The organism is Sphingopyxis sp. EG6, from assembly GCF_003609815.1.
Taxonomy (GTDB): Bacteria; Pseudomonadota; Alphaproteobacteria; order Sphingomonadales; family Sphingomonadaceae; genus Sphingopyxis.
Map to the genome: position 1 here is coordinate 20,531 of NZ_AP017603.1, position 23,885 is coordinate 44,415.

The following is a 23,885-nucleotide window of genomic DNA, read 5'->3' on the forward strand; positions in this document are numbered from 1 at the left end:
GGGGGGTGGGAAATTCAGGCCGTGACCGGCTCTTTTGTGAAGGATGCCAGCTGCGCGTCCATCGCGCGCGTGAAGGCGGGACGCGCGGTGCAGCGATCGAGATAGGCGGCGAGGCGGGGGAATTCGGCAACCAGTCCCGCCTCGACACCCTCGCGCAGCACCGTCGCCATCGCGATGTCGGCAATGCTGAAATCGCCGAGCAGATAGGGCTTGCCGCCCAGCGCATCGGACAGGCGGCCAAAGCGGGCGCGGATAAATTCGATCAGGCTGGGTCGGCGCAGCTTCGCCCATTCCTCGTCCTTCGAAAAAATATCGACATTGCCCAGTTCGAACATCATCGGTTCGACGCTGTTGAGCGCCGCGAACACCCAGGCGGTCGCGTCGGCGCGGCCTTGCGCGTCGGTTGGCAGCAACCGCGCATCTTTCGCCGCCAGATGCAGCATGATCGCGCCGCTTTCGAACAGGGTGATGTCGCCGTCGCGCAGCACCGGCACCTGCCCCCAGGGTTGCAGCTGGTAATGATCGGCGGGACGGTCGACCGCGCTGATCAGCTTTTCGGCATAATCGACCCCCAGCTCCTCGCATGCCCAGCGCGGGCGCAGGTCGCGGACAAAGCCGCGCGCGAAGTCGGGCACCCAGTCAAAGGCGATGATTTCGATATCGGCGTTCGGGTTGACGGGCATAGTCTCTCTCCTTGGGGGCGGGAATTCAGAAAAATCCGGCGGGCATCGGCGGGGTGGCATCGTCCAGAAAGGGGATGACCTGCGCCGCGATCGTCGCGGCTTCGGCCATGATGCCGATGTGCGATGTCGCGGGCAGGACCGACAGCCGGCCCTTGGGAGCGGCGGTCATGAAACCCTGCGTCGCCGGCGCGATGTCGCCGCCCCCGCGCAGCTTAAACAATTTTATCGCATGCTCGAGCGTCATGCCATCGGCGTCGCCCAGCACGACCATCGTCTTGCCCGGAATCGCGCGCAGCTGTGCGTCGCTATAGGCAAAGGGCGTGCCGTCGATATGCTTGATCGCCGCGACCAGGTCGGGAAAGGCGTCGGGGGTGGGCGACAGCCGCTTATATTCGGTCTCCATCGGCGTCCCCGCGAACATTTCGGGGGTCATTTTGGCGATGCCCTCCAGAACTTCGGGAACCCAGCCGTCGAGGCTGGCGGCGCCCGAAATCACCACCTGCTTGCCGACGCGTTCGGGGTGGCGCACCGCCATCGCAATCGCCGTGCTGCCGCCCATCGAATAGCCGAGGACATCGGCGCGCTCGACGCGCAGCGATGCCAGCACCGCGACCGCATCGTCGGCCATCTGTTCGTAGCTGAAAGCACCGCCGACCTTGCCGGTACGCCCGTGGCCGCGCGCATCGATGGTGATGACGGGGCGCGAGGCGGCGAACAGGTTGACGAACGGCGCCATCGCCTCGCCCGACATGAAGGCGCCGTGCAGCACCAGCAATGGCGTCTGTTTCGACGCCAGATCGCCATGCACCGCATAAGCGATGCGGACGCCGTTGACCGTGGCATGGCCCGTTTTCGCGGCGCTTACGGGCGCTGCCGCGGGTGCGGGCTGCTGAGCATATGCGGGCTGGGGCTGTGCCGCGACGACGGCGGCGCTGGCGAGCAGGGCGAGCGCGGCGGCAATCCCCGGATGGCGGCGGCGGAGAATTTGGAGGGGAGGAAAGGCTGTCATGATATGTCCTCTTGGATTGGCGCGGCCTCTAGGTCCGCTTCCCTTTGATAAAGGCGACGATCGACATCGCGTGGCCATGGCCCAGGTCGAAATCGGCCTTTAGCCAGTCGATCACCGCACCGGGCTTGACCCCGGGGGCGAGGCCGCGCTCGTCGGCCAGCCCCTTGGCGATCGCGATCGCTTTCAGTGCTTCGGCGGACTTGCCGGTCTTGGCTTCGACATTGTCGAGATAGGCTTGGAAACTCATGCGCTTGCTCCTGTGCGAAGGGGGATCAGCGCGCGGACGCGCGGATCGCGCAGCCACAGCCCGCCCCACAGCATCACGCCCAGATACACCCCGAACAGGGTGTGGCTGAACAACGGGCTGCCGATGCGGACATGGGTGGCGATCGCGCCGCCCAGATAGCCCGTGATCAGGATCGCGCCGAGGATCGCGGTGCGCGGCCAGATATATAGCAAGGTCGGGATCAGCAGCAGGATGCCGAGCATATACATAGTGCCGACATCGAGCGGCCAGCCAAGGCCGGGCGGGGTGTATTTGATCGCGGTCTCGGGCGACGCCAGTTTCAGCCCGGCGTCGAAAAGGAGGAAAAGGATCACCAGACCGCTCAGGATGCGGCCGGCGATCAACTGATTCTTGGCGGGGACTGCATCGGTCATCTCTTCCTCCTCCTCTTGGCTCGCGTCAGGCGGCGGCTTCGGCGGACTCACCGGCGGGGATCGCGGCGGGGTCCATCCACATCACTTCCCAGATATGACCGTCGGGATCTTCAAAGCTGCGCCCGTACATGAAGTCGCCATATTCCTGGGTGGGTGTCGGGTCGGCATTGCCGCCTGCGGCGGTCGCCTTGGCCACCTGTGCGTCCACTTCGGCGCGGCTGTCGGCGGATACGCAGAGCAGCACCTGCGCCGTCGTGTGCGCGTCGGGGATCGCCTTCGACGTAAAGGTCGCCCATTTGTCATGGGTCAAGAGCATGACGTGGATCGACCCTTCGGCGACCACCATGCACGCGGCGGTTTCGTCGGTGAAGGCGGGGTTGTTGACCGCGCCGACCGCTTCATAAAAGGCCTGCGACCTAGCAAGGTCGGTCACCGGCAGGTTCACAAAAATCATCTGGGGCACCGTCTCTCTCCTTGGGGATGGGATGGGGTAAGTCAGCGCGGGGGCGCCGACGGGGCAATTACCTGTCGCGTCATGGCGCGCCTCGCTGGTCAAACAGCATGCGGACATAACGCTTCAGATGGGTGACGCTTTCCCGCGCGATCGCCGGGTCGTTCGTCGTTTTGGCCAGGATGAAGCTGCCCTGCAGGACCGCCTGAATATGCTGCGCCAAACCGAGCGCGGTGACATCTTCGGGCGCGCCATAGCGCGCCATCGTCGCCTCGATATCGGGGGCCAGCGCCTCGCAATAAGCGGCGATGCTCGCCTCGCACGCGGCGCGGATCGGCTCGCTCGTCGCAAAGGCTTCCTGCACCATCGTGCCGACGAAGCAGGTGAATTCCTCGACCGGGCCGTCGAGCATGGCAAAGCGGAAATCGATATGGCCGAGCAGCCGCGCGAGCGGGTCGCCCAGCTGGGTGTGCGGCGGCATTTCGAACATCGGCCGCGCGCGTTCGGTCCACGCCTCGGCCGCGGCGACCGCCAGTGCCTCCTTCGACGCGAAATGATGGAAAAAGGCGCCCTTGGTGACCCCGGCGGCGGCGCAAATCTGATCGACCGTCGTCGCGGCATAGCCCTGCTTGCGCACCATGCTGTGCGCCGCCGCGATCAAGGCCGCGCGTGCTTGGCCACGCGGTGCGCGCGTCGCCGCGATAGCGGCGCCGACGCCGCTGACGGCTTGGCCATCGGCGCCGGGTGCGAGGGAGGAAGGGGGATGATCCGGGCTCATGCGAATCGACATACCGACTGGTTGGTATGTTGTCAAATCGCGAGGCGACCCGCCGCCGCGCGGTGCCCCCGCCTTCGCTTGAGCGGGCTTTTCGCCATCATCCGAACCGGTGCGAAAAACGACTCGACGCCGCGCCGCTTTGCCCGCACAACGGGCAGGAACAAACAGGGGACAACATGGTCGCGATCGTTTCCACCGTCGCCTATCTGGGGCTCGAGGCGCGCGGGGTCGAAGTGCAGTGCCAGATCACCCCCGGCTTGCCGCGCTTCGTCGTCGTCGGCCTGCCCGACAAGGCAGTCGGCGAAAGCCGTGAGCGCGTCCGCGCCGCGATCGCCGCGATCGGCCTTGCGCTGCCGCCCAAGGTCATCACGGTCAACCTCTCGCCCGCCGACCTGCCCAAGGAAGGGTCGCATTACGACCTGCCGATCGCGCTGGCGCTGCTTGGCGCGATGGGGGTGGTCGATCCCGAAACGCTGTCATCCTATGTTGTGGTCGGCGAACTCGGCCTCGACGGCCGCGTCGCCGCCTCGCCCGGCGTGCTGCTCGCCGCGCTCCACGCGGGCAGCCAGGATCGCGGGCTGATCTGCCCGGTCGCGCAGGGACCGGAGGCGGCGTGGGCGGGCAATGTCGAGGTTCTGGCGGCGCCCGATCTCCTGTCGCTGCTCAATCATTTCAAGGGCAATGCGCTGCTCCCGCCGCCGCGCCCGGGCGAAGCCGAACCGCCGCGACGAATGGCCGACCTCGCGCAGGTGAAGGGGCAGGAAGTCGCCAAACGCGCGCTCGAAATCGCGGCGGCGGGTGGGCATAATCTGTTGATGGTCGGGCCGCCGGGGGCGGGCAAGTCGCTGATGGCCGCATGCCTGCCGGGCATCCTGCCCGATCTTGACCCCGGCGAAGCGCTGGAAGTGTCGATGATCGCCTCGGTCGCGGGCGGGCTCGAGGGCGGGCGGCTGATCCGCGCGCGGCCGTTCCGCAGCCCGCACCACAGCGCGTCGATGCCCGCGCTGGTGGGCGGCGGTTTGCGCGTGCGCCCGGGCGAGGTCAGCCTTGCGCATCTGGGCGTGCTGTTCCTCGACGAACTCCCCGAATTTCAGCGCACGGTCCTCGACAGCCTGCGTCAGCCATTGGAAACCGGCGAGGTCAGCGTTGCGCGCGCCAATGCGCATGTGACCTTTCCGGCGCGGGTGCAGATGGTCGCGGCGATGAATCCGTGCCGCTGCGGCCATCTTGGCGACCCCGCGCTCGCGTGCAGCCGCGCCCCGCGCTGCGCCGCCGATTATCAGGCGAAAGTCTCGGGACCGCTCCTCGACCGCATCGACCTGCATGTCGAGGTGCAGGCGGTCAGCGCCGCCGACCTTGTGCTGCCGCCCCCTGCCGAGGGCAGCGCCGAGGTCGCCGCGCGCGTCGCCGCGGCGCGGGCGCGCCAGTCCATGCGCTACGCCGATCACCAGGCGCGCACCAACGCCGAAATCGACGGCGAGCTGATGGAGGCGGTCGCGACCCCCGACGACGCCGGACGCAAGCTGCTGGCGCAGGCGGCCGAAGCGATGCGGCTGTCGGCGCGCGGCTATACACGGATATTGCGGGTGGCGCGGACGATCGCCGACCTCGCGGGTGCCGAGGCCGTCGGGCGCATCCACATTGCCGAAGCGCTGAGCTATCGGCGGCAGGCGCCGCGCAATTGAAGCTCGCGTTCGAAGCCCCGGTCATCGAATGGCGCGGCCCACCGCCCTATCTGTTCGTTGCCGTCCCCGAGCATCTGGTTGGCGAAGTGGCCTATGCGGCGCGCGAGGTCAGCTATGGTTGGGGGATGGTGCCGGCGACGGTGCGCATCGGGCGCACCGACTTCACGACCGCGCTGTTCCGGCGAGGGGACACGTATATGCTGCCGATCAAGGTCGCGGTGCAGCGCGCCGAGGGCGTCGGGTTCGGCGACCGCATTGCGGTGATCGTCGAGATTGGCAGCGTCAGTCGCTGCTGAGCTCGCTGCCCAGCTTCAGCACCTCGCGCCCGTCGATCATTTCGATCAGATAGGCGGGGTTGGCGGGCGATCCGTTGCGGACGATGCGCGCGCCCTTGATGATGCGCTCGACGCGGGTTTCGAAGCGCTGGACAATCCGGCCATGGCCTTCACCGCGGCCCCACGCCCAATGGACATGGGCGTCGATGTCGAATTGATGCGCGGTCATGGCATCGCGGCGCAGGGCCGAATCAGATGCCCAGCGCCGACTTGTTTTCGACGACTTCGAGCGGCGGCGGCGCCTTGGCCGCGCCCGCGCCGTGGCGGCGGTGCGACAGCTTGCCGTCGACCTTGCCGCCGTTTTCGATCGTGATCGTTTCGTAGGTCACATCGCCGGTGATCCGCGCGGTGGCGTGGACGATCAACGTCTTGGCCTCGATCGACCCGTCGAGCAGGCCCGCGATCTTGGCGGTTTCGGCGGTGACCGCGCCCTTGATCTCGCTCGCTTCGCCCTGCACCAGATTGGCGCATTTCAGGTCGCCGTCGATCTTGCCATCGACGTGCAGGTCGACACTGGCGGAGACATTTCCGGTGACGACGACGTCCGATCCCAGGATCGAAAAGGTCGTGTGACGCGCGCCGGTCGCCATCTTAGCGGGCACCGCGGGCAGCGATGGCACCGACTCGCTGCCTTGCGTCGTCTTTGACTTCGAGAACATCGGCTTTGGCCTCCAGGAAGCGGCGCGGGTTGACCGCGACGCCGTTCAAACGGACTTCGAAATGCAGGTGGCTACCGGTCGAACGGCCGGTCGAGCCCATTTTGGCGATTTGCTGGCCGGCGGCGACCTGCGCCCCGACCTTGGACGTAAAGCCCGACAAGTGGGCGTAGCGGGTCATGATGCCCTGGCCATGATCGATCTCGACGACATTGCCATAGCCCGACTTGACCCCGACAAAGCTGACGCGGCCGGGCGCGGCGGCGAGGATCGGGGTGCCGATCGGGCCGCGGAAATCGAGCCCCGAATGCATTGCGGCGCCGCCGGTGAACGGATCGCTGCGATAGCCGAAGCCCGACGACATCATCAGCACGTCGGCGGGGTTGCCCGAGGGGACGGCGACGAGCGTGCGTTCCAGCACTTCCATGCGGAACAGGGCGCCTTCGAGCGCGGCAAACGCCGGGCCGAGCGCTTTCGCCTTGCCCATCCGGCCCTTGTACGGGATGAACGGACCACCGCGACCGGTGGCCGCGCCGCGAATGATCGCGGTGGGATTGAGCCCAAGCTGCGCCACCGCCGTTTCGGCATTGGCGGCGCGTTCATTGACCGCCGCGAGCAGGCGCGTGGAGAGCGCCTCCTGACGCGCGGCGACGCGCGCGAGCGCCTGCGCTTCGGGAGGCAGGCTGGGATCGATGGCGCTGGTTTTCAGGGCCGGCTGGGCCGTTCCACCCTTCGTGTCGTTCACGCCTTCGGCAATCGCCGCGGGTTCGGACCCGAAATAGGTTTTCTGCCACTCTTCCAGCTGATCCTGCCGCTCCTCGAGATCGGCGGCGGTTTCGGCGACGCGATCGCGATATTGCGCAATGCGCTTTTCGGACGCGGCAGCCGCCGCCGATTGCTGCGCCACGGCGGCGCGTTCGTCGGCGGTGAGCAGCTGGTTGACGAGTACCGCGAGCGTGGCGCCCGCCCACGCGATCAGCACGACCGCGGCGATCAGCGCGACGCGCTTTTGCCAGACGGCGCTGATTCGCAGGAATCGAACATGACCATGCGTGCGAACGAAGATTTCATGGTCCTGAAACAGCGCGTTGAAGCGCTGGCGCCAGTGGCGCAGGCCCGTGGATTTCGATGACAAGTGGCGACCCCATCTTGTTGTTCTGTGGAGCCCTCCGCCCCGATTGATGCGCGCCTTAACAGCCCGTTTGCGGCGCGGCGAATCTTTGCGGGGCGACTCGCGCCGAGTCGAACCGGGCATGCGGTGAACGGTGTCAAATGGCGGGAACACTGCCATTTTGGCGGGAAAATTCGCTGCGAATCGGCAAATAATATTGACGGCTTGCTTACCAAATTTTGCTAGGGCCAAGCCGGTGAACGACGTCGCCAAAATCCCTTCCGCCGGCTCGCTGACGGCTGCCGACGACCTGCCGCCGACCGCGGCGCCGCGTCCCCGCTCGGCGGTGAGCGCCGGCGTGGGGTTTGTCGGTCTGGCGGGGCTCGTCACCTATCTGGTGCTGGCTCGCTATGCGCCCGACATCGCCGCGTTTCTTGGCATCGACTGGGGGACGCGCGGGCCGATGAGCGGTCCCAACTCGGCGGTCGCCAGCGTGCTCGCCTGCGGCATCCCGATGGTGTTGTGGTCGATCTTTGTCGACAAGGTGCACCGCAACCCATCGACCGGGATCGACTGGGCGCAGCGCCGCCCTTGGCGCGAGACGATCGACATCAGCCTGACCAAGCTCGCCGGACTGTGGGCGACATGGGGGCTGATCGCGCTGATCTATGCGACGATGCGCTATTATTGGACCGGCAATTACGCCTTTTCGATGGATTTGCTCGAACGGGTGGCGCCGTGGCTGCTGCTGGTGTCGGTGCCCTATATGCTGTGGCTCGACCGAAGGATGATCGAACCGCGCGACGGATGTTATCAATTCGGCCGCTGGCTGATTGCCCCCGGACAGCCCGTCGATCGCCGCGCAATTGGCCACCACCTGCGCGCCTGGGCGGTGAAGGGGTTTTTCACCGCCTTCATGCTGTCGATCGTGCCGGGCAATTTTTCGGCGCTGGTGACGGTGCCGATGACCGATGTGCTGGCCAATCCGTACATGACCGGCATCTGGATGCTCAATTTCCTGTATCTGATCGACGTCCATATCGCGACGGTTGGCTACATCCTGACGCTGAAACCGCTCGACGCGCATATTCGCACCGCCAATCCCTATGGCATGGCGTGGGTCGCGGCGCTGGTTTGCTATCCGCCCTTCATCCTGATGAGCGGCGGGCCGCTCGACTATCAGGTGCATGGCGCCGACTGGGGGCATTGGCTGGCGGGGCAGGAGACGCTGCTGATCGTTTGGGCCGCGATGCTGGCGCTGCTCACGATGATCTACAGCTGGGCAACGATGGCGTTCGGCATCCGCTTTTCGAACCTGACCCACCGCGGCATCATCACCCACGGACCCTATAAATTCACCCGGCACCCCGCCTATGTGTCGAAAAATCTGAGCTGGTGGTTTGCCGCGATGCCGTTTCTCGCCACCACCGGCGGCTGGGTCGAAGGCGCGCGCAACGTCGTGCTGCTCGCGCTGGTCAGCGGGGTCTATTACTGGCGCGCCAAGACCGAGGAAAAGCATCTGCTCGCCGATCCTGCCTATGTCGCCTATTGGAATTGGGCGCAGGACAATGCGCTCGTCCCGCGGCTGTGCGCGGGGCTGACCGGGCGGAAACGCCCCCTGATCCGCCTCGAACCCGACGAGCGGGTTGGCCCCGTCGCCTAAAAACTAAGCTCGTCGTAGATTTTCGACAGGTCGCGGTGCCACGGCCCTTCGTAGCGGTCGAGCAGGTCGTGCGCCGGGGATTTGCCGCTTTTGGCAATGCGGCGGAGCGGTTCGAGGAAGCCGACTTCATTGTCGCCCATCGAATTGACCTCGCCGCGCGCGGCGAGTCCGGCAGCCGCGATGTCGAGCACGCGGTGCGCAAGCTCGCCGACGGTGCCACCGCCGGGGGCGGGGGCGTCGAGCCCTTCGCTGGGCACCGCATCGCGCAGCATCTGCTGCTCCGCGATGCTCCAGCCCTTGACCAGATCCCACGCCGCGTCGAGCGCGCCCTGGTCGTAGAGCAGCCCGACCCACAAGGCCGGAAGCGCACAAATGCGGTTCCACGGCCCGCCGTCGGCACCGCGCATTTCGAGGAAGCTTTTCAGGCGCACCTCGGGAAAGGCGGTCGAAAGATGGTCGTTCCAGTCGCTGAGGCGCGGCTTTTCGCCGGGCAGCGCGGGCAGCTCGCCCTTCAGGAAATCGCGGAAGCTCTGCCCCGCCGCGTCGATATATTTGCCGTCGCGGAAGACGAAATACATCGGCACATCGAGCATGTAATCGACATAGCGTTCATAGCCGAAGCCATCTTCGAACACGAAGGGCAGCATGCCGGTGCGCGCCGGGTCGGTGTCGGTCCAGATATGGCTGCGGTACGACATATAGCCGTTGGGCTTGCCTTCGGTGAAGGGCGAGCTGGCGAACAGCGCGGTCGCGAGCGGTTGCAGCGCCAGGCTCACGCGGAATTTCTGCACCATGTCGGCTTCGGACGAATAGTCGAGGTTGGTCTGGATCGTGCAGGTGCGCAGCATCATGTCGAGCCCCATGCTGCCGACGCGCGGCATATGGTCGAGCATGATCTTGTAGCGGCCCTTGGGCATGATCGGCAGCTCGGCGCGGGTCTTGTCGGGCCACATGCCAAGCCCGAGGAAGCCGAGCCCGAGCTCGGCGCCGACTTCCTTGACCTGCTTGAGGTGACGGCCGGTTTCGGCGCAGGTCTGGTGCAGATTTTCGAGCGGCGCGCCGGAGAGTTCGAGTTGTCCGGCGGGCTCGAGGCTGACGGTGCCGTCACTGCCCGCCAAGGCGATCACATTGCCGCCCTCGATCACCGGTTCCCAGCCGAAGCGGGTGAGCGCCATCAACAGGTCGTGGATGCCGCCGGGTTCGTCATAGCTTGGCGCGCGGTGATCGGCAGTGCGATAGACGAATTTTTCATGCTCGGTGCCGATCCGCCAGCGGTCCTTGGGCTTCTCGCCCTTGATCATCGGGATGGCCAGTTCGTCGCGATGTTCGACGAAGGGATCGTTGCTGTCCGAAGCGGTGCGCGTGCTCATATCGCGCATTTAGACTGTTCAGTACAGAATGCAATCGACTGTTGCGCAGGCGCTATTTGACGAGCCCGCGGAGGTTGATCGTGAAGCTAGAACCCGGCACCATCGACCCCTTCGGACGAATGCGGACATGGGTGACATTGGCGTCTACGCCATCGGCATCGGCGGTCGGCGCATAGCTCCAGCTGGCGCCGCCATTGTTCGAAAATTCCAGATCGTCGGTCGCGCTCGTCAGGCTGGTGAAGCTGTAGGTCAGCCCACTGCTGCCAGCGGTAAAACGTACCGGGCCGGGTCCGGGCGCGTAGGTCCCGACGAACAGGCTGAGGTTCGCGGGCAGCGCGTCGGTGACGATGACGCTGTTGTTGGTCGGGCTGGTGCTGGCGGGTGCGGTGACGGTAAGCGTGTAATTGGCAAAGCCGCCGGGGATCAGCTTGGGGTTGGTCAGCCCGTTCACTGGATCGCTAAAGGCCAGCGACGTCTTGGTGATCGCCAGCGGCGCGACATAGCTGTTGGTGAAGGTGCAGACGATCGCGGTGTCGGCGGCGTTCACTGTCAGGACGTTGCCCGCGAGCGCGGTGCCATTGCCGGTGCAGGCGAGCAGCTGCCCATAATTCGTGCCATTGCCGACGGTGAATGTCTCGCTGAGCGTCGCGCTTTCCCCGGCATAGACCGTCACAGCGGCGTTGGTGTCGGTTTCATTCGCGCTGTTGGCGACCGACGACAAGCTGGCGTTGTTGATGAGGCCGCTGGTCGCCACCGTGACCGCGTTGGCCAGCACCGCATTGACCCAGCTTTTGCGCACGACCAGGCTGGCCGCCCGGCGGCTGTTGGTCCAGGTGCAGGTGAGCGAGGTACCCGACGGCATGACGACGGTGCGGCTGAGCCCGCTGCCCGCGGTCGCGACGACGACATTGTCGCTGTTGCGGCGGCATTCGATGCTGCTGTTGTAATTTGCCGCGGCGCCCGACGTATAGGTTTCGGTCAGGGTGAGCGTGCTGCCGGGGATCGCGACGGCGGTGGCGTTTGTCGCCGCCCCGCCGACGGTCGACGTTCCTGCGCTGGCGGCGAAACCGCCGCTGATCGCGAGGCTGACGGCATCACCCGCAATCCCGGTGACCCAGTTTTTGGTCAGCACCACCGGCGAATCATTGTCGGTGATCGTATAGCTGCTCGTGGTGCGCGCCGCGCCGCCGCAGCTCGATGTGCTCGATACGGTGTAGCCGGTGCCGGGGTTCAGCGCGATCTGGATCGTCTCGCTGCCTTCGGTCGCGGTGTCATCGACGATCTGGATGCCAAGCGGGACGGCGGTGTTTTGATAGGTGCCCGCGGGGATTGTCACGTTGAAGTTCGCGCCGCCGCCCGGGGTCGTGTAATCGGTGCCGCGCACCGCGGTGCCGCCGGTGATGCTGACATTGACCGTCTGCGCGGTGAACAAGGTCCCGTTGACGATCAGCGTCGGGAGGTTCGCACTCGCCAGCGATTCGACTCCCGAGGCCGAGGCCGTCGACAGCTCGACAAAGGGGTTGAGCGTGATCCGGATGTCGTCGAGGAAATTTCCGTAACTGCCCGGATCGGTGGTGATGAACTGGACCCGCTGGATCCCCGATGCGCCCGTATAGGTCGTCGACCCGGTGTTGACGTTCCACACATTGTTGATCGTCGACGACTGTGTCGCGAGCGCCTGGATCAGGGTGCCGCCCGTGCTCGCCACCTGAAAGCGCGCGGCCTGCGTCGCTGGGCCGCCCGACCGGGCGCGATGAGCAAAGGTCCAGCCGATTGTCTCGCCGGTCACCATGCAGATATTCTGGTATAGCGCGCCCGGCACATTGGCGTTCATTTCGGCGAACACCGACCCGGCATAGGCAGGCACACCCTGAAAATTGCTGTCCCAAAGCTCGATCTCGCCCGATGCCGAGTCCCAGCCGATCACCGACCCATTGGCATAAATCTGGAAATTGGCGGCGCCCGGCCCCTGCGGATCGTTCGCTTCGAACGACGGGTTCACGATGACGCGCTGGGCCGAGGCCGGGGGTACGACAACCAGCGCCGCCGCGACGACCGTCAGCCCGCCAAAGCGGGCCAGCGCGCGAAGAGGGCAATCCTGGTGGGTCATTTGGGTTCGCTCAAATGCCAGCTGAGCGATTAAAGTTAATGAAAATCAATTGATTGTCACGTCAAAAGCAATCGCCAAGGCGGTTCCGGGAGCAAGCGTCGGGGCGGTTGCGGTGACAGTGGTGCCGGTAATCGATGCGCCGAAGGGGTCGCTTTCGTCGCCGCCGCTGGCGTTGTCGTCCTCGATCGTCGTCGCCCCGGCGCAGCTGGTACCGCTGCGCAGCGAACCGGGGACAAAGGTCGTCGCGGCGGGCAACGCGTCGGCGACGTTGACCGACGTTGCGGTGCCGCTGCCGTTGTTGGTCACCAGGATGCAATAGCGCATCGCGGCGCCCGGTATCGCCTTGGGATCGGTCGTACCATTCGTCGGGTCGCTGACGACGCTGCTGGTCTTGGCGATCGTCAGGTTGGCGGTCGGGCGGCAGAAGGTGACGTCGTGGATCGCGATCGCCTGCTGCCCCGGATTGGCGGGGGCAAGGCTGTGGTTGCCATATTCGACGGTGATCGTGTCGACGGGCGCGCTAAAGGTCACCACGACATTGCCGTTCGCGCTGGCGTCGGCGGAGGTGCCGTCGCCATAGGCGCTGTTGCCGATGACATAGTTGCTGACGCCGTTGGTCAGCACCGGGGTTACCGGCGATCCGTTGAAACTGCCCGTGACGGTCACCCGGTCGGCGAACTGCCCGGCGGCATAGTCGATATCGAACAACCGGAACTGCACCCCCGGCACCGCCGTCGGGAGCGTGAAGACACTCGACACGCTGCCCGCCTGGCTGGACATGTCGACGATCTCAAAGATCGAAAATTGCGCGGGGGAAAATCCGCCGGTGACCACATTTTGCCGCGTCGGCGACTGGCCGCCATAGGTGGCGTTGTTCAGGAACACCCCGCCGCTGATCGAAATGTTGAAATTCATCGTCCCGATCGCGGCCAGCGCATAGCTGCCGCTGGTCGTTCCCGCCGTCCAGCTGACGCTGTCCCAGTCGTGAACCGTGCTGCCAACCGGGCAGACCAGCGTCGGCGGTGTCCCCGCGACGCGGGTGCCGGTCACGGTGAAGCTGGCCGTGTCATAATCATCCTCGCCCGCGGCGCCATTGCCCGGGGTCGAATCGAAATCGAACGCCGACGAGGCGCTGACTTCGGCGATGTTGGTGATCGTTGCGCCGGCGGTCGCGGTGACGGTGCCGGTTATCGTGAGCGTGCGCGTCGTCCCCGGCGGAATGCTGCCGACCGTCCATACCCCGGTGGTGCTGTTGTAGCTGCCGAAGCCCGATGCGCCGGTGAAGGCAAAGCCCGCGGGCAGCATATCCTGTACCGTCACCCCGGTGGCGGTCAGCGCCGAGCCGCTGGCGTTGGTAACGCTGAGCACATAATTGATGCTGGCGCCCACAGCCGGAGCGGCGTTGCTCACCGACTTGGTCAGCGACAAATCGGCCGAAGGCGCCATCGGCACCGTCGTCAGCGTCAGGTCGGCGCGCGTGAAATTGCCCGTATCGCCGTTCAGCGAGTCGCAGATGGTGAGCTGCCAGGTTCCCGCCGAACCCTGGCCATTGAACGACGCGAGCGAGCCTTCGGGGCTGAAGGTCCGCTGATATGGCGGCGCGGCGGCGGTGTTGTCGTTCGCGCTGTGGGTGGTGATGCTGGTCGCGGCGCTGTCGTCGAACAGCACGTTCAGATTGTCCGCCCCCGCCCCGACGTTGGTGATCAGATTGACCACAGTGCCGGTCGGCGACACCAAGGTCGCACGGATATCGCCGCGGTAGGTGTGGCTGAACTGGACGCCGATGTTGACATCGGTGATCTGGGCATTCGCGGCGACGGTGAAATTGCGCACCATCGGGCTGGTACAGGTGGTCGCGGTCTCGCTGATCGTCCCGTTTGTCGTGTTGCTGTAGGTCGTGCTGGTTTGCGCCGCCGCCGGATTGGCGACGAGCGACAGCGCCAGCCCAACGAGTACCGCAAGGGCCCGTATAAACTGTGCGTGCTGGCCCCCACGCCAGCAATATCGGCTCTGGTCCTGCCGTTGCATCGGGCCGCTATGCCCATGCATAGCTAATATGCGGTTAAAATCGGGCGCTTGGTGCACATTCTGTCCGGGAACGGAACAGAATGTCGGGTTCAGCCGCTCGCCGTCCAGTCGCCATGCTGTGCCATCCACAGGCTGATGGCCGCAATCGCCGCGGTCTCGGCGCGCAGGATGCGCGGACCAAGCGCGATACGCCGCACCGCGGCGTTTTCAAGCAGCAGGGCGCGCTCGCGCGGCGTAAAGCCGCCCTCGGGACCGACCAGGATCGCGGCGGGGGCGGGGGCAGCGACGGTGGACAGCGGCGCGCCGCCCGCTTCGTCGGCGAACAGCAAGGCGCGCTCGGCGGGCCAGTCCGCGAGCAGCTGGGTCAATTTGGTCGGCTCGCCAAGCTCGGGCAGCGCGCTGCGGCCGCATTGCTCGCACGCTTCGATCACCTGCGCTTCCAGCCGCTCGCGCTTGACGCGCTCAACGATCGTGCGTTCGGTGATCACCGGCTGCAGCCGCCGGGCGCCAAGCTCGGTCGCCTTTTCGATGATCCAGTCGAGCCGGGTCTTTTTCACCGGGGCAAAGCATAGCCACAGGTCGGGTACCGTCTCGATCGCGCGCGTCTGGCGCTCGATGCAAACGGTGAGCGAGCGTTTGCCTGCCTCCGTGATGTTGGCCAGCCATTCGCCGCTGCGATTGTCGAACAGCAGGATAGGCGCACCGACCTTCAGCCGCATGACGTTCAGCAGATAATGGGCGGCGGGACCGTCAATCATCGGCGCCGTGCCGGGCGCCAGCGGCAGATCGACAAACAGGCGGGGGGTGCTGGCAGGCGGCCAGGCGGGCGTTGCGGGCATGGGTGTGCGATAGCAGAGGAAGGAAATCTGCGCACCCATGGTGTCCCGTTCCCGCATATTGTCCCGATCCGGGTCAGATCCGGCCTTTTCGCGCCCAATCCGTCACCGGCCAATTAGCAGTTTGGTAAGCAGTTTCGCCCTAGTGCGAGAATACCAGCCACGCATCTGTAGTGGGCCGCGTGTCTGGACCAAGAGGGGTTAGACCATGCGAGGGACCGTTTTCAGCCGCATGCGGCTGGGCACCAACAGCCTGTTGCGCGACAATCGCGGCAACGCAATGTTCCTGACCGCGGCGGCGATTCTGCCGATCATCGGTATGCTCGGATCGGGCATCGACATCGGCCGCGCCTATATGGCGCAGCTGCGCCTGCAACAGGCGTGCGACGCGGGCGTGCTCGCCGGACGCCGCGCGATGGCGGGCGGCACCTATACCTCGGCGGCGCAGGCCGAAGCGAACAAGATGTTCAACTTCAACTACAGCCAGACCGCCTATGGCAGCAGCAACGTAACCTTTGCGTCGCAGGCCGACGGGACGTCGAACGTCAGGGGAACTGCCTCCGCGCGGCTGCCGACGGTCCTGATGCAGATCTTCAATTATCAGAAATTCGACCTTGCGGTGAATTGCACCGCGAAGCTGGAGATTTCGAACGCCGACGTGATGATGGTGCTCGACGTCACCGGGTCGATGGCACAGACCAATTCGGGCGACTCGGTCAACCGCATCACCGCGCTCAAATCGGCGACGATGGACTTTTTCGATACGCTGACCACCGCGGATGTCGGCGATGGCCGCCTGCGTTTTGGCGTCGTGCCCTACAGCTCGACCGCCAACGTCGGCAGCATCCTCTATGCCAAAAATCCGGCCTGGCTGTCGGACAACGTCCTGCTGCCGTCGCGCACGCCGGTGTTCAGGGTGGTTTGGGGCAATGCGACGACCGAACAGTCCGAGGAATATACCGACGGCAATACCACCTATGGCAATTATTCGAACGTCAGCACGGTTAATGGCCAGACAAGCTCGACCTGCGGCGATCTTGAGGCGCCGTCCGATACCACGCCGACGCCCAGCGGTTCGCCCAATTCGAACCAGACGGCGCAATATGTCGATGGCAATGGCAATCGCATAACGACCTATGACACCAACCAGACCTACACCTATTACAACTATCGCTACACCTGGTCGAACAGCCGTTGCCGCCTGCAACGCCGCGTCGCGACCTTCACGCGTACGTACACGACGACGGTGACCGAAACGCCGACCCAGTCGTTCGACAATAAATATACCTATCAGGACCGCGTGTTCGACGTCAGCCAGGCCAAGGCCGGCACCGCGATCCAGACCGACACCGGCGATTCGGGCGCCACCGTATCGAACACATGGGGCGGCTGTGTGATGGAACGCGGTACCGAGCCTTTCGGTCCCACCGAAACGGCGCCAGCCGACGCGCATGACATGGATGTCGATACCGCGCCGACCAGCGACGACGATACCAAGTGGAAAGTGCTGATTCCCGAGATTGCGTTCCCGCGCGCGAGCAGCCCGGGCGGCACGCCTTCGACGACGGGCTCGATCACCGTCAACAGCAGCAGCGTGTCGAGCAACAGCAGCACGAACGGCAGCTGGCAGAATTATTCGCGCTACTGGTCGAACGGCTGGGGCGTCTGCCCGGTCGCGGCCATGAAGCTGACGACGCAGACGGCCAGCGACCGGTCGACCTTCAACAGCTATATCCAGTCGCTCCAGCCGGTCGGCGGTACCTATCACGACGCCGGCATGGTGTGGGGCGTGCGCCTGCTGTCGCCCGACGGCATGTTCTCGGACGAAAATGCGACGGCGCCGAACAACCGCCCGATCAGCCGCCATATCGTCTTCATGACCGACGGCGAAATGGCGCCGAACATGGGCAACCTGTCGTTCCAGGGCTATGAGTGGTTGATGAAGCGCGTTGGCGGCACCAGCGACGCCAATCTGACGACCCGCCACAACAATCGTTTCGCGCAATTGTGCTCAAGGGCGAAGGCGAAGAATATCACCGTCTGGGTGGTCAGCTTCGGCGTGTCGCTGAACAGCTCGCTCACCAGCTGCGCGAGCCCGGGCAAGGCCTATCAGGCGAATAATGCGGCGCAGCTTAACGAGAATTTCCAGGCGATCGCCCGGCAAATCTCGAAACTGCGGCTGTCGCAATGACACGCGCGACCGTCTTCCGCCGCCTGCGCCGCGACCAGCGGGGCAATACGATCGTCGAGTTCGCGCTGACAGCGCCGCTGTTCCTGATCGTGGTGTTCGGGATCCTCGATTTTTCGTGGCAATATTATGCCAAGCTGGAATTGCAGGGCGTGGTCAACGCCGCGGCACGCGCCGCGACGCTCGAGGGTAATGCGCTCAGCCAGACCGCGCTCGACAATGACGTGCGGCGCAAGGTCTTGAACGTCTTTCCCCAAGGTGAAGTGACCTTCGCCCGCAAATCCTATGACAGTTTCAGCGAAGTCGGCGATCCCGAAGCCTTCACCGACGCCAACAACAATGGCAGCTATGACAGCGGTGAGTGTTTCGAGGACGTCAATGGCAACGCCAGTTGGGATTCCGATCGCGGCCAGACCGGCAATGGCGGCGCCGAAGACGTTGTGCTCTACACCGCTTCGTTGCGGATCAATCGCGTGTTGCCGGTGTGGAAATTCCTTGGGCAGTCGCAGCAGAGTACGCTCGTTGCGTCCACGGTGCTGCGCAACCAGCCGTACAACGCGGCGACGTCCACGAAACAGGTGATCTGTTCATGACCAGCCTACTCAAACGTGCGCAGGCGCGGATTGCGCGGCGATCAAAGATGCTCGGCCGCCTGGCGCGCGACGTCAGTGCGGTGGCGATGATCGAAGTTGCCTTTTGCGTCCCCATCCTTGCGATGATCGGCTTTGGCGGCATCGAATATGCCAACCTGCTCCTGTCGGGGACGCGGGTGAACCAGATCGGCCTCAGCGCCGCCGACAACGCTGCGCGAATCGCCTTTGGCAGCAACCTGTCGCAGCCGCGCGTGCGTGAAGTCGACATCAACGAAGTGTTTGCCGGGGTCGAGGAACAGGCGAAGGGCATGAATTTCAAGGCCAACGGCCGGGTCATTCTGTCGAGCATCGAACGCAATGCCGACGGCGGACAATGGATCCACTGGCAGCGCTGCTACGGTGATCTGCCGGTCAGTTCCGCTTTCGGCCCGCAAGGGACGGGGGCGACGGGAACAAGCTTTGCGGGTGTCGGGGCCACCGCCTCGGCGGGTACCGCGATCATGCTGGTCGAGGTAACCTACGACTATAAATCCCTGTTGTGGGGCAAATGGTTCCAGACGAAGCGGATCCGCGAAACCTCCGCCTTCCTGATCCGCGAGGCGCGCGACCTCCATGGCGACAATGGCACCGGCGTGTTCAATCCGGCGCCTGCGGTGACGCCCGCGCTCTGTACCTGATCGCGCGCCGCATCCGATAACCGTTTATCACGCGGGCAGCGGCTGCTACATGCGCCGCTGCCGATGACCACGACCCATCCTCCCGACAGCCAATTGCGTGGTTTTGTGGCGCTGCTACCCGCCGCCGCGCGCCCTTATGCGCTGTTGGCGCGGTTCGATCGCCCGATCGGCTGGTGGCTGCTCTACTGGCCCTGCGCGTGGGGCGTCGCCCTCGGCGGCGGTGCGGTCAGGGATTGGCCGTTGTTCCTGTGGCTGCTGCTCGGCGCAATTGCGATGCGCGGCGCGGGGTGCGTCTATAATGACATCGTCGACCGCGACCTTGACGCGCAGGTGGCCCGCACCGCGTCGCGCCCGATCGCGAGCGGTGCGGTGTCGGTGCGCAATGCCGCGCTGTGGGCCGTGCTGCTGTCGCTCGTCGGCCTCTTTGTGCTGCTCCAGCTGCCTTTGCCCGCGCAGATCGTCGCGCTCGCCAGCCTGATTCTGGTCGCGGGCTATCCGTTCATGAAGCGCATCACCTGGTGGCCGCAGGCGTGGCTGGGGCTGGTGTTCAGCTGGGGCGCGCTTGTCGCCTGGATTGCGGTCGGCGGCGGGGAGGGGATCGCGCTGCCGCTGCTCTATGCCGGGTGCGTCGCGTGGGTGATCGGATATGACACGATCTACGCCCTGCAAGACATCGAGGACGACATGCTGGTCGGCGTCAAATCCAGCGCGCGCGCGATGGGGCGCCATGTCAAAGGCGGCGTTGCGCTTTGTTACGGATTTGCGCTCGCCGGTTGGGGCGGCGCGCTGTGGGCGGTGCGCCCCGATCCGCTGGTGCTGGTCGCGCTGGTTCCCGCGGCGGTGCATTTCACCGGGCAGGTGGTGACGCTGGAACCCGACAATGGCGAGGATGCGCTCGCGAAGTTCCGCAGCAACCGCTTTGCCGGTCTGCTGGTGTTCGCCGCGATGCTGGTCGTCGGAATGGCGCCCTAGAGACCGAGTGCCTTGCGCAACTCCGCATTGATGCGGCTCTGCCAGCGCGGCCCCATCGCGCGGAATTTTTCGAGAACGATGCTGTCGAGGCGGAGCGTCACCTGCTGCTTGGGGTCGGGGGATTTGGGGCGGCCGGGTTTTGTCCATGTGCCGTCCGCGGGCTTGACCAGCTTGCCATTCTCGTAAACGGCGGCACGGCGAAAATGATCCTCCGTCCATTCGGGAGCATCGTCCGGATCAGTCCAAGGCTTTTCGGCGGGCTTCGAGTTCTTCGTCATGGACATGTCTCATCGAAATGATGCGGCGGATATCGTTTCGTAGCGTCCAGACGATCGCGACAGCCCGACCGTCAAGTTCTCCGTAAACGATGTAGCGATCCTCGCCATAATCGTGTCTGTCGTCGAGAAACTCCAGATAATCTGCCTCAAAAACCTTGCTGGCGTCGGCGAAATCCAGACCGCGTTCCAGAAGCGTCCATTGGCGCTTTCGCTCATCATAAGCAATTTTCATCGCCACAACCCTATATCTCTCTCGCCAAGAGCAGTCGATACGAGCATTGCTGGGGTAGGCTCGGACAATTTAATGTAGTTACAGAAATTGTCAACCTATTCTGCCGCCAGCAATTCCTCCGCGCCGCCGAGGTCGACCGACACCAGGCGGCTGACACCCTTTTCGACCATCGTCACCCCGAACAGGCGGTGCATGCGCGCCATCGTCACTGCATTGTGGGTGACGATCAGATAGCGAGTGTTGGTTTCGCGCGTCATGCGGTCGAGCAGGTCGCAGAAGCGTTCGATATTGGCGTCGTCCAATGGCGCATCGACCTCGTCGAGGACGCAGATCGGCGCCGGGTTGGTGAGGAACAGGCCAAAGATCAGCGCGACCGCAGTCAGCGCCTGCTCGCCGCCCGAGAGCAACGTGAGCGTGCCCAAACGCTTGCCCGGCGGCTGCGCCATGATCTCCAGCCCCGCTTCGAGCGGATCGTCCGAATCGACGAGTTCGAGATGCGCCTGGCCGCCATCGAACAATGTCGTGAACAGCCGCTGGAAATGGCCGTTCACCGTTTCGAACGCCGCGAGCAGACGGACGCGGCCTTCGCGGTTCAAATTGCCGATCGACCCGCGCAGCCGGTGGACCGCCTGCGTCAGCTCCTCGATCTCGGCCGCGCTTTTTTCGCGTTCGCTGTCGAGTTCGATCAGTTCGTCGGCGGCAACCAGATTGACCGGGCCGAGCCGCTCGCGGTCGGCGATCAGCCGGTCGTGCTGCGCCGATTCCGCGCCTGCGTCGCGGACGCTTTCGCTTTCGAAACCCGCCTTCTGGGGCAACAGCGGCGGCGGGCATTCGAAGCGTTCGCCCGACAGGCGGCCCATCTCGATGCGGCGCAGCTCGGCATTTTCGGAGCGCGCGATCGCCCCGGCGCGCGTTTCGCGCGCAGCCGCGACGCGCTCGCGGATCGCGTTCAGCGCGGTTTCGGCTTCGCGCAGCGCCGCCTCGGCGGCGCGTTCCTGCGCCTCGGCGGCGGCGACCTTGTCACGGAGCTTCGCCTGTTGTTCTTCCGCCGCCGCGCGCTGCTCGGCCAGCTTTTCGGGCGCATCGGCAAGCTTCGCCGCCTCGGCGGCCAGCGCGTCGGCGCGCTTGTCCATTTCGGTGACGCGCCGCGCTGCTTCGCCCGCGCGCGCTTTCCAGCTCTTGATCTCGGCGCTGACGACCGCCTGCCGCTCGCTCAAGGTCGCAAGGCGGCGTTCATGCGCGGTAAGGGCTTCGCGGGCGCCGTTGGCGTCGCTGCGGGCGCGCTCGGCCGCCTGCTCCTCGGCGTCGAGCGCGGCGCGGGCGATGCTGTCGTCGGGGAGCGCCGCGAGCGCGGCTTCCTGTGTCGCCAGCACCTCGGCGGCTTCCTTTGCCGCGGCGGCGATCTCGCCGAGCCGCCGGTCGAACAGCGCCGCAGCGTCGCGATGACGGTCGAGCGCGGCTTGCGCCTGATCGGCGGCACGCAGCGCGGTGCGGCGGGTCTCGTCCGCCTGCGCCAGCGCCTTGCGCGCGGCGACCGCGGCGTCGGTCAGTTCGGCGGCCCTGGCGGCGGCGGCATCGCGGCGGTCGCGGAGTTCCTGCACCCCCAGCGCGACCTGCGGGCGCTGCGCCGCCAGCGCGTCGAGACGGTTCTGCCGTTGCAGCCGCTCGGTCGCGGTGGCGCCGTCGCCGCGCGCGACAAAGCCGTCCCAGCGGCGCATCACGCCGTCGGTCGTGACCAGTCGTTGGCCCACGTACAGCGACTGTCCGTCATCGGCATCGACCACCGCAACCTGCGCCAGGCGGCGCGCCAGCGCGGCGGGTGCCGTCACAAATTCGGCGAGCGGCCGGGTGCCGGCGGGCAGGGCAGGGTCATCCTTCCCGGGTTCGGCGCCGCCCCAGCTGCGCGCGGCCTCCTTGGCGGTCCCGGCGTCGAGATCGTCACCCAGCGCCGCGGCGAGCGCGGCTTCATAACCCGGCGCGACGCGCAGCTGGTCGAGGATGCGCGCCTCGTCGCGGCGTCCGGCAGCGAGCGCGCGTTCGAGCGTCGCCGCCTCGCCGTCGAGCGCCGCCAGCGCGGTACGCGCTTCGGCAAGTCCGGCCTCAACGCCCGCAAGCTCGGCGGCGATCGCTTCGCGGTCGGCTTCCGACGTTTGCAGTGCGGTTTCAGCGGCGGCGATCGCGGCTTCTGCGGCTTCGGCGGCTTCCACGCTGTCGGCATGGCGCGCCGTCAGCGCGGCGCTATCGCCGAGCGCGGCGATTTCGGCGTCGACGCGCGCCTTGTCGGCGTCGATCCGTCGCACCGTCGCCGCGGCGCTGTCGCGCGCCGACACCGCGATGCGTCGGTCGGCGGCTTCGCTCGCGGCCTTGGCGCGCGCCTGCGCCAGCGCAACCTCGGCATCGCGTAGTCGCGCCTGCGCCGCCAGATTGGCCTCGGCGAGCGCTGTCTTGCCGGCATCGTGCGCGGCCATCTCCGCCGCCAACGCTTTGGTTTCGCTATCGAGCGCGGTCAGCGCGCCATGCGCCTCGCGCGCCAGTTCGCCTTCGTGCGCCCGGTCGTCGGCGATGCGCCGCTGCTGCGCCGCCAGGTCTTCGAGCCGCTGGCGGGCGGCGCGCTCTTCGCCCTGCAGACGCACCTGCGTCGCGGTCGCCTCGGCCAGCGCGTCGCGCTGTGCCTGCGCGTCGTACCGCGCGGTGGCGACGCGGGTGGCAACCTCGGTCTGCGCGGCCGACACGGTTTCCAGCTCGGTCTGCGCGGTCTTGACCGCCGCTTCGGCGGCATCGCTGTCGCGGCGCGCCTGGTCTGCGGCTTCGGCGGCGTCACGCCAGCGCGCGTAGATCAGCCGCCCCTCGGCGATGCGGATCTCGTCGCTCAGCTTCTTGTACTTCTCTGCCGCCCGCGCCTGCCGCCGCAGCGCATTGGCGCGCACTTCCATGTCGGCGGTGATTTCGGACAGGCGGGCGAGGTTGGTTTCGGTCGCGCGCAATTTCTGCTCGGCGTCCTTGCGGCGCACGTGCAGCCCGGCGATTCCGGCGGCTTCCTCGAGCATCGCGCGGCGGTCGGTGGGTTTTGCCGCGATGACATTGGCGATCTTGCCCTGGCTGACCAGCGCCGGGCTGTGCGCGCCGGTCGCGGCGTCGGCAAAGATCAGCGCCACATCCTTGGCGCGCACGTCGCGGCCGTTGGCGCGATAGGCGCTGCCCGCGCCGCGCTCGATGCGGCGGATCACTTCCAGATCGTCGCCATCCTCGCCGTCCGACAGCCCCGCGACAAGCGCGCCTTCGGTGTCGCAATGGAGCGCGACTTCGGCAAAATCGCGCGCCGGTCGCGATGCGGTCCCGGCGAAGATGACATCCTCCATCCCGCCGCCGCGCATCGATTTGGGGCTGGATTCGCCCATCACCCAGCGGATTGCCTCGAGCAGGTTGGACTTGCCGCAGCCATTGGGGCCGACGACGCCGGTCAGGCCGGGCTCGATGCGCAGTTCGGTGGGTTCGACGAAGGATTTGAAACCGGTCAGGCGCAGGCGTTTTATCTGCACGGGAACGTCCCGTGCAGATCATCGAATCGCG

The 23,885-nt window shown here is 65.9% G+C and carries 23 protein-coding genes; 7 read left to right on the forward strand and 16 right to left on the reverse strand.

Going from position 1 to position 23,885, the window contains the following annotated elements:
* Window positions 1–14: 14 nt before the first annotated feature.
* The 6 genes from SPYCW_RS00125 to SPYCW_RS00150 form a co-directional block, all read right to left on the reverse strand.
* A complete protein-coding gene (locus SPYCW_RS00125; protein WP_120215076.1) occupies window positions 15–683 on the reverse strand; it encodes a glutathione S-transferase family protein in 669 nt (222 codons plus the stop codon).
* Between the two features lie 25 nt (window positions 684–708).
* Window positions 709–1,692, reverse strand: coding sequence for an alpha/beta fold hydrolase (locus tag SPYCW_RS00130; RefSeq protein WP_172595388.1), 984 nt, complete (start codon window positions 1,690–1,692; stop codon window positions 709–711).
* Between the two features lie 28 nt (window positions 1,693–1,720).
* Window positions 1,721–1,939, reverse strand: a complete 219-nt coding sequence (locus SPYCW_RS00135; protein ID WP_120215078.1) for a DUF4287 domain-containing protein — start codon at window positions 1,937–1,939, stop codon at window positions 1,721–1,723.
* Window positions 1,936–2,352, reverse strand: coding sequence for a DoxX family protein (locus tag SPYCW_RS00140; protein WP_120218002.1), 417 nt, complete (start codon window positions 2,350–2,352; stop codon window positions 1,936–1,938). The genes SPYCW_RS00135 and SPYCW_RS00140 overlap by 4 nt, the downstream gene beginning before the upstream one ends.
* A gap of 25 nt (window positions 2,353–2,377) precedes the next feature.
* Window positions 2,378–2,806: a VOC family protein gene (locus SPYCW_RS00145; RefSeq protein ID WP_443029472.1), complete on the reverse strand. Its 429-nt coding sequence runs from the start codon at window positions 2,804–2,806 to the stop codon at window positions 2,378–2,380.
* A 79-nt stretch (window positions 2,807–2,885) separates the two neighbouring features.
* Window positions 2,886–3,581: a TetR/AcrR family transcriptional regulator gene (locus tag SPYCW_RS00150; protein WP_120218003.1), complete on the reverse strand. Its 696-nt coding sequence runs from the start codon at window positions 3,579–3,581 to the stop codon at window positions 2,886–2,888.
* 176 nt (window positions 3,582–3,757) lie between these two features.
* Between SPYCW_RS00150 and SPYCW_RS00155 the strand changes: the two genes are divergently transcribed.
* The gene (locus tag SPYCW_RS00155; protein WP_120215080.1) at window positions 3,758–5,266 is read left to right on the forward strand and encodes a YifB family Mg chelatase-like AAA ATPase; all 1,509 of its coding nucleotides are present in this window, start codon (window positions 3,758–3,760) and stop codon (window positions 5,264–5,266) included.
* On the forward strand, window positions 5,263–5,562 hold the full coding sequence (locus SPYCW_RS00160) for a DUF1905 domain-containing protein (RefSeq protein WP_120215081.1): 300 nt from the start codon (window positions 5,263–5,265) through the stop codon (window positions 5,560–5,562). The genes SPYCW_RS00155 and SPYCW_RS00160 overlap by 4 nt, the downstream gene beginning before the upstream one ends.
* Here SPYCW_RS00160 and SPYCW_RS00165 read toward each other — a convergent pair.
* The 3 genes from SPYCW_RS00165 to SPYCW_RS00175 are packed head-to-tail and all read right to left on the reverse strand — an operon-like array spanning window position 5,549 to window position 7,392.
* Complete coding sequence (locus SPYCW_RS00165; protein ID WP_120215082.1) at window positions 5,549–5,770, reverse strand: DUF2945 domain-containing protein; 222 nt, start codon at window positions 5,768–5,770, stop codon at window positions 5,549–5,551. The two genes, SPYCW_RS00160 and SPYCW_RS00165, sit on opposite strands and share 14 nt — an antisense overlap.
* 22 nt (window positions 5,771–5,792) lie before the next feature.
* Window positions 5,793–6,191, reverse strand: a complete 399-nt coding sequence (locus SPYCW_RS00170) for a bactofilin family protein (protein WP_120215083.1) — start codon at window positions 6,189–6,191, stop codon at window positions 5,793–5,795.
* 1 nt (window position 6,192) lies between these two features.
* Window positions 6,193–7,392, reverse strand: coding sequence for a M23 family metallopeptidase (locus SPYCW_RS00175; RefSeq protein ID WP_120215084.1), 1,200 nt, complete (start codon window positions 7,390–7,392; stop codon window positions 6,193–6,195).
* A gap of 286 nt (window positions 7,393–7,678) precedes the next feature.
* On the opposite strand from SPYCW_RS00175, the gene SPYCW_RS00180 reads away from it, so the two are divergent.
* Window positions 7,679–9,031 (forward strand): methyltransferase family protein, encoded by a 1,353-nt coding sequence (locus tag SPYCW_RS00180; RefSeq protein WP_120218004.1) that lies wholly within the window; start codon window positions 7,679–7,681, stop codon window positions 9,029–9,031.
* Here SPYCW_RS00180 and SPYCW_RS00185 read toward each other — a convergent pair.
* The 4 genes from SPYCW_RS00185 to SPYCW_RS00200 all read right to left on the reverse strand — a co-directional run bounded on the left by SPYCW_RS00185 (window position 9,028) and on the right by SPYCW_RS00200 (window position 15,378).
* Complete coding sequence (locus SPYCW_RS00185; protein WP_120218005.1) at window positions 9,028–10,401, reverse strand: glutamate--cysteine ligase; 1,374 nt, start codon at window positions 10,399–10,401, stop codon at window positions 9,028–9,030. The genes SPYCW_RS00180 and SPYCW_RS00185 overlap by 4 nt on opposite strands.
* 52 nt (window positions 10,402–10,453) lie before the next feature.
* On the reverse strand, window positions 10,454–12,511 hold the full coding sequence (locus SPYCW_RS00190) for a hypothetical protein (RefSeq protein WP_120215085.1): 2,058 nt from the start codon (window positions 12,509–12,511) through the stop codon (window positions 10,454–10,456).
* Between the two features lie 45 nt (window positions 12,512–12,556).
* Window positions 12,557–14,539 (reverse strand): proprotein convertase P-domain-containing protein, encoded by a 1,983-nt coding sequence (locus tag SPYCW_RS00195; RefSeq protein WP_120218006.1) that lies wholly within the window; start codon window positions 14,537–14,539, stop codon window positions 12,557–12,559.
* Between the two features lie 89 nt (window positions 14,540–14,628).
* On the reverse strand, window positions 14,629–15,378 hold the full coding sequence (locus SPYCW_RS00200) for a 16S rRNA (uracil(1498)-N(3))-methyltransferase (RefSeq protein ID WP_120215086.1): 750 nt from the start codon (window positions 15,376–15,378) through the stop codon (window positions 14,629–14,631).
* A 205-nt stretch (window positions 15,379–15,583) separates the two neighbouring features.
* On the opposite strand from SPYCW_RS00200, the gene SPYCW_RS00205 reads away from it, so the two are divergent.
* From SPYCW_RS00205 to ubiA, 4 genes are all read left to right on the forward strand, one after another.
* On the forward strand, window positions 15,584–17,566 hold the full coding sequence (locus tag SPYCW_RS00205; RefSeq protein ID WP_120215087.1) for a TadE/TadG family type IV pilus assembly protein: 1,983 nt from the start codon (window positions 15,584–15,586) through the stop codon (window positions 17,564–17,566).
* Window positions 17,563–18,156 (forward strand): TadE/TadG family type IV pilus assembly protein, encoded by a 594-nt coding sequence (locus SPYCW_RS00210; RefSeq protein ID WP_120215088.1) that lies wholly within the window; start codon window positions 17,563–17,565, stop codon window positions 18,154–18,156. The genes SPYCW_RS00205 and SPYCW_RS00210 overlap by 4 nt, the downstream gene beginning before the upstream one ends.
* Window positions 18,153–18,833, forward strand: a complete 681-nt coding sequence (locus SPYCW_RS00215) for a TadE/TadG family type IV pilus assembly protein (protein WP_232014769.1) — start codon at window positions 18,153–18,155, stop codon at window positions 18,831–18,833. The genes SPYCW_RS00210 and SPYCW_RS00215 overlap by 4 nt, the downstream gene beginning before the upstream one ends.
* A 63-nt stretch (window positions 18,834–18,896) precedes the next feature.
* On the forward strand, window positions 18,897–19,805 hold the full coding sequence (gene ubiA / locus SPYCW_RS00220; RefSeq protein WP_120215090.1) for a 4-hydroxybenzoate octaprenyltransferase: 909 nt from the start codon (window positions 18,897–18,899) through the stop codon (window positions 19,803–19,805).
* Here ubiA and SPYCW_RS00225 read toward each other — a convergent pair.
* The 3 genes from SPYCW_RS00225 to smc all read right to left on the reverse strand — a co-directional run bounded on the left by SPYCW_RS00225 (window position 19,802) and on the right by smc (window position 23,854).
* A complete protein-coding gene (locus tag SPYCW_RS00225; protein WP_120215091.1) occupies window positions 19,802–20,083 on the reverse strand; it encodes a BrnA antitoxin family protein in 282 nt (93 codons plus the stop codon). The two genes, ubiA and SPYCW_RS00225, sit on opposite strands and share 4 nt — an antisense overlap.
* Window positions 20,043–20,315, reverse strand: a complete 273-nt coding sequence (locus SPYCW_RS00230; RefSeq protein WP_120215092.1) for a BrnT family toxin — start codon at window positions 20,313–20,315, stop codon at window positions 20,043–20,045. Before SPYCW_RS00230 ends, SPYCW_RS00225 begins: the two co-directional genes overlap by 41 nt.
* Before the next feature lie 95 nt (window positions 20,316–20,410).
* On the reverse strand, window positions 20,411–23,854 hold the full coding sequence (smc, locus tag SPYCW_RS00235) for a chromosome segregation protein SMC (RefSeq protein WP_120215093.1): 3,444 nt from the start codon (window positions 23,852–23,854) through the stop codon (window positions 20,411–20,413).
* Window positions 23,855–23,885: the final 31 nt, after the last annotated feature.

Coding starts and splice junctions, on each gene's coding strand:
- SPYCW_RS00125 (WP_120215076.1), bottom strand. CDS start 683: ATGCCCGTCAACCCGAACGCCGATATCGAAATCATCGCCTTTGACTGG.
- SPYCW_RS00130 (WP_172595388.1), bottom strand. CDS start 1,692: ATGACAGCCTTTCCTCCCCTCCAAATTCTCCGCCGCCGCCATCCGGGG.
- SPYCW_RS00135 (WP_120215078.1), bottom strand. CDS start 1,939: ATGAGTTTCCAAGCCTATCTCGACAATGTCGAAGCCAAGACCGGCAAG.
- SPYCW_RS00140 (WP_120218002.1), bottom strand. CDS start 2,352: ATGACCGATGCAGTCCCCGCCAAGAATCAGTTGATCGCCGGCCGCATC.
- SPYCW_RS00145 (WP_443029472.1), bottom strand. CDS start 2,806: ATGATTTTTGTGAACCTGCCGGTGACCGACCTTGCTAGGTCGCAGGCC.
- SPYCW_RS00150 (WP_120218003.1), bottom strand. CDS start 3,581: ATGAGCCCGGATCATCCCCCTTCCTCCCTCGCACCCGGCGCCGATGGC.
- SPYCW_RS00155 (WP_120215080.1), top strand. CDS start 3,758: ATGGTCGCGATCGTTTCCACCGTCGCCTATCTGGGGCTCGAGGCGCGC.
- SPYCW_RS00165 (WP_120215082.1), bottom strand. CDS start 5,770: ATGACCGCGCATCAATTCGACATCGACGCCCATGTCCATTGGGCGTGG.
- SPYCW_RS00170 (WP_120215083.1), bottom strand. CDS start 6,191: ATGGCGACCGGCGCGCGTCACACGACCTTTTCGATCCTGGGATCGGAC.
- SPYCW_RS00185 (WP_120218005.1), bottom strand. CDS start 10,401: ATGAGCACGCGCACCGCTTCGGACAGCAACGATCCCTTCGTCGAACAT.
- SPYCW_RS00190 (WP_120215085.1), bottom strand. CDS start 12,511: ATGACCCACCAGGATTGCCCTCTTCGCGCGCTGGCCCGCTTTGGCGGG.
- SPYCW_RS00195 (WP_120218006.1), bottom strand. CDS start 14,539: ATGCAACGGCAGGACCAGAGCCGATATTGCTGGCGTGGGGGCCAGCAC.
- SPYCW_RS00200 (WP_120215086.1), bottom strand. CDS start 15,378: ATGCCCGCAACGCCCGCCTGGCCGCCTGCCAGCACCCCCCGCCTGTTT.
- SPYCW_RS00205 (WP_120215087.1), top strand. CDS start 15,584: ATGCGAGGGACCGTTTTCAGCCGCATGCGGCTGGGCACCAACAGCCTG.
- SPYCW_RS00210 (WP_120215088.1), top strand. CDS start 17,563: ATGACACGCGCGACCGTCTTCCGCCGCCTGCGCCGCGACCAGCGGGGC.
- SPYCW_RS00215 (WP_232014769.1), top strand. CDS start 18,153: ATGACCAGCCTACTCAAACGTGCGCAGGCGCGGATTGCGCGGCGATCA.
- ubiA (WP_120215090.1), top strand. CDS start 18,897: ATGACCACGACCCATCCTCCCGACAGCCAATTGCGTGGTTTTGTGGCG.
- SPYCW_RS00225 (WP_120215091.1), bottom strand. CDS start 20,083: ATGACGAAGAACTCGAAGCCCGCCGAAAAGCCTTGGACTGATCCGGAC.
- SPYCW_RS00230 (WP_120215092.1), bottom strand. CDS start 20,315: ATGAAAATTGCTTATGATGAGCGAAAGCGCCAATGGACGCTTCTGGAA.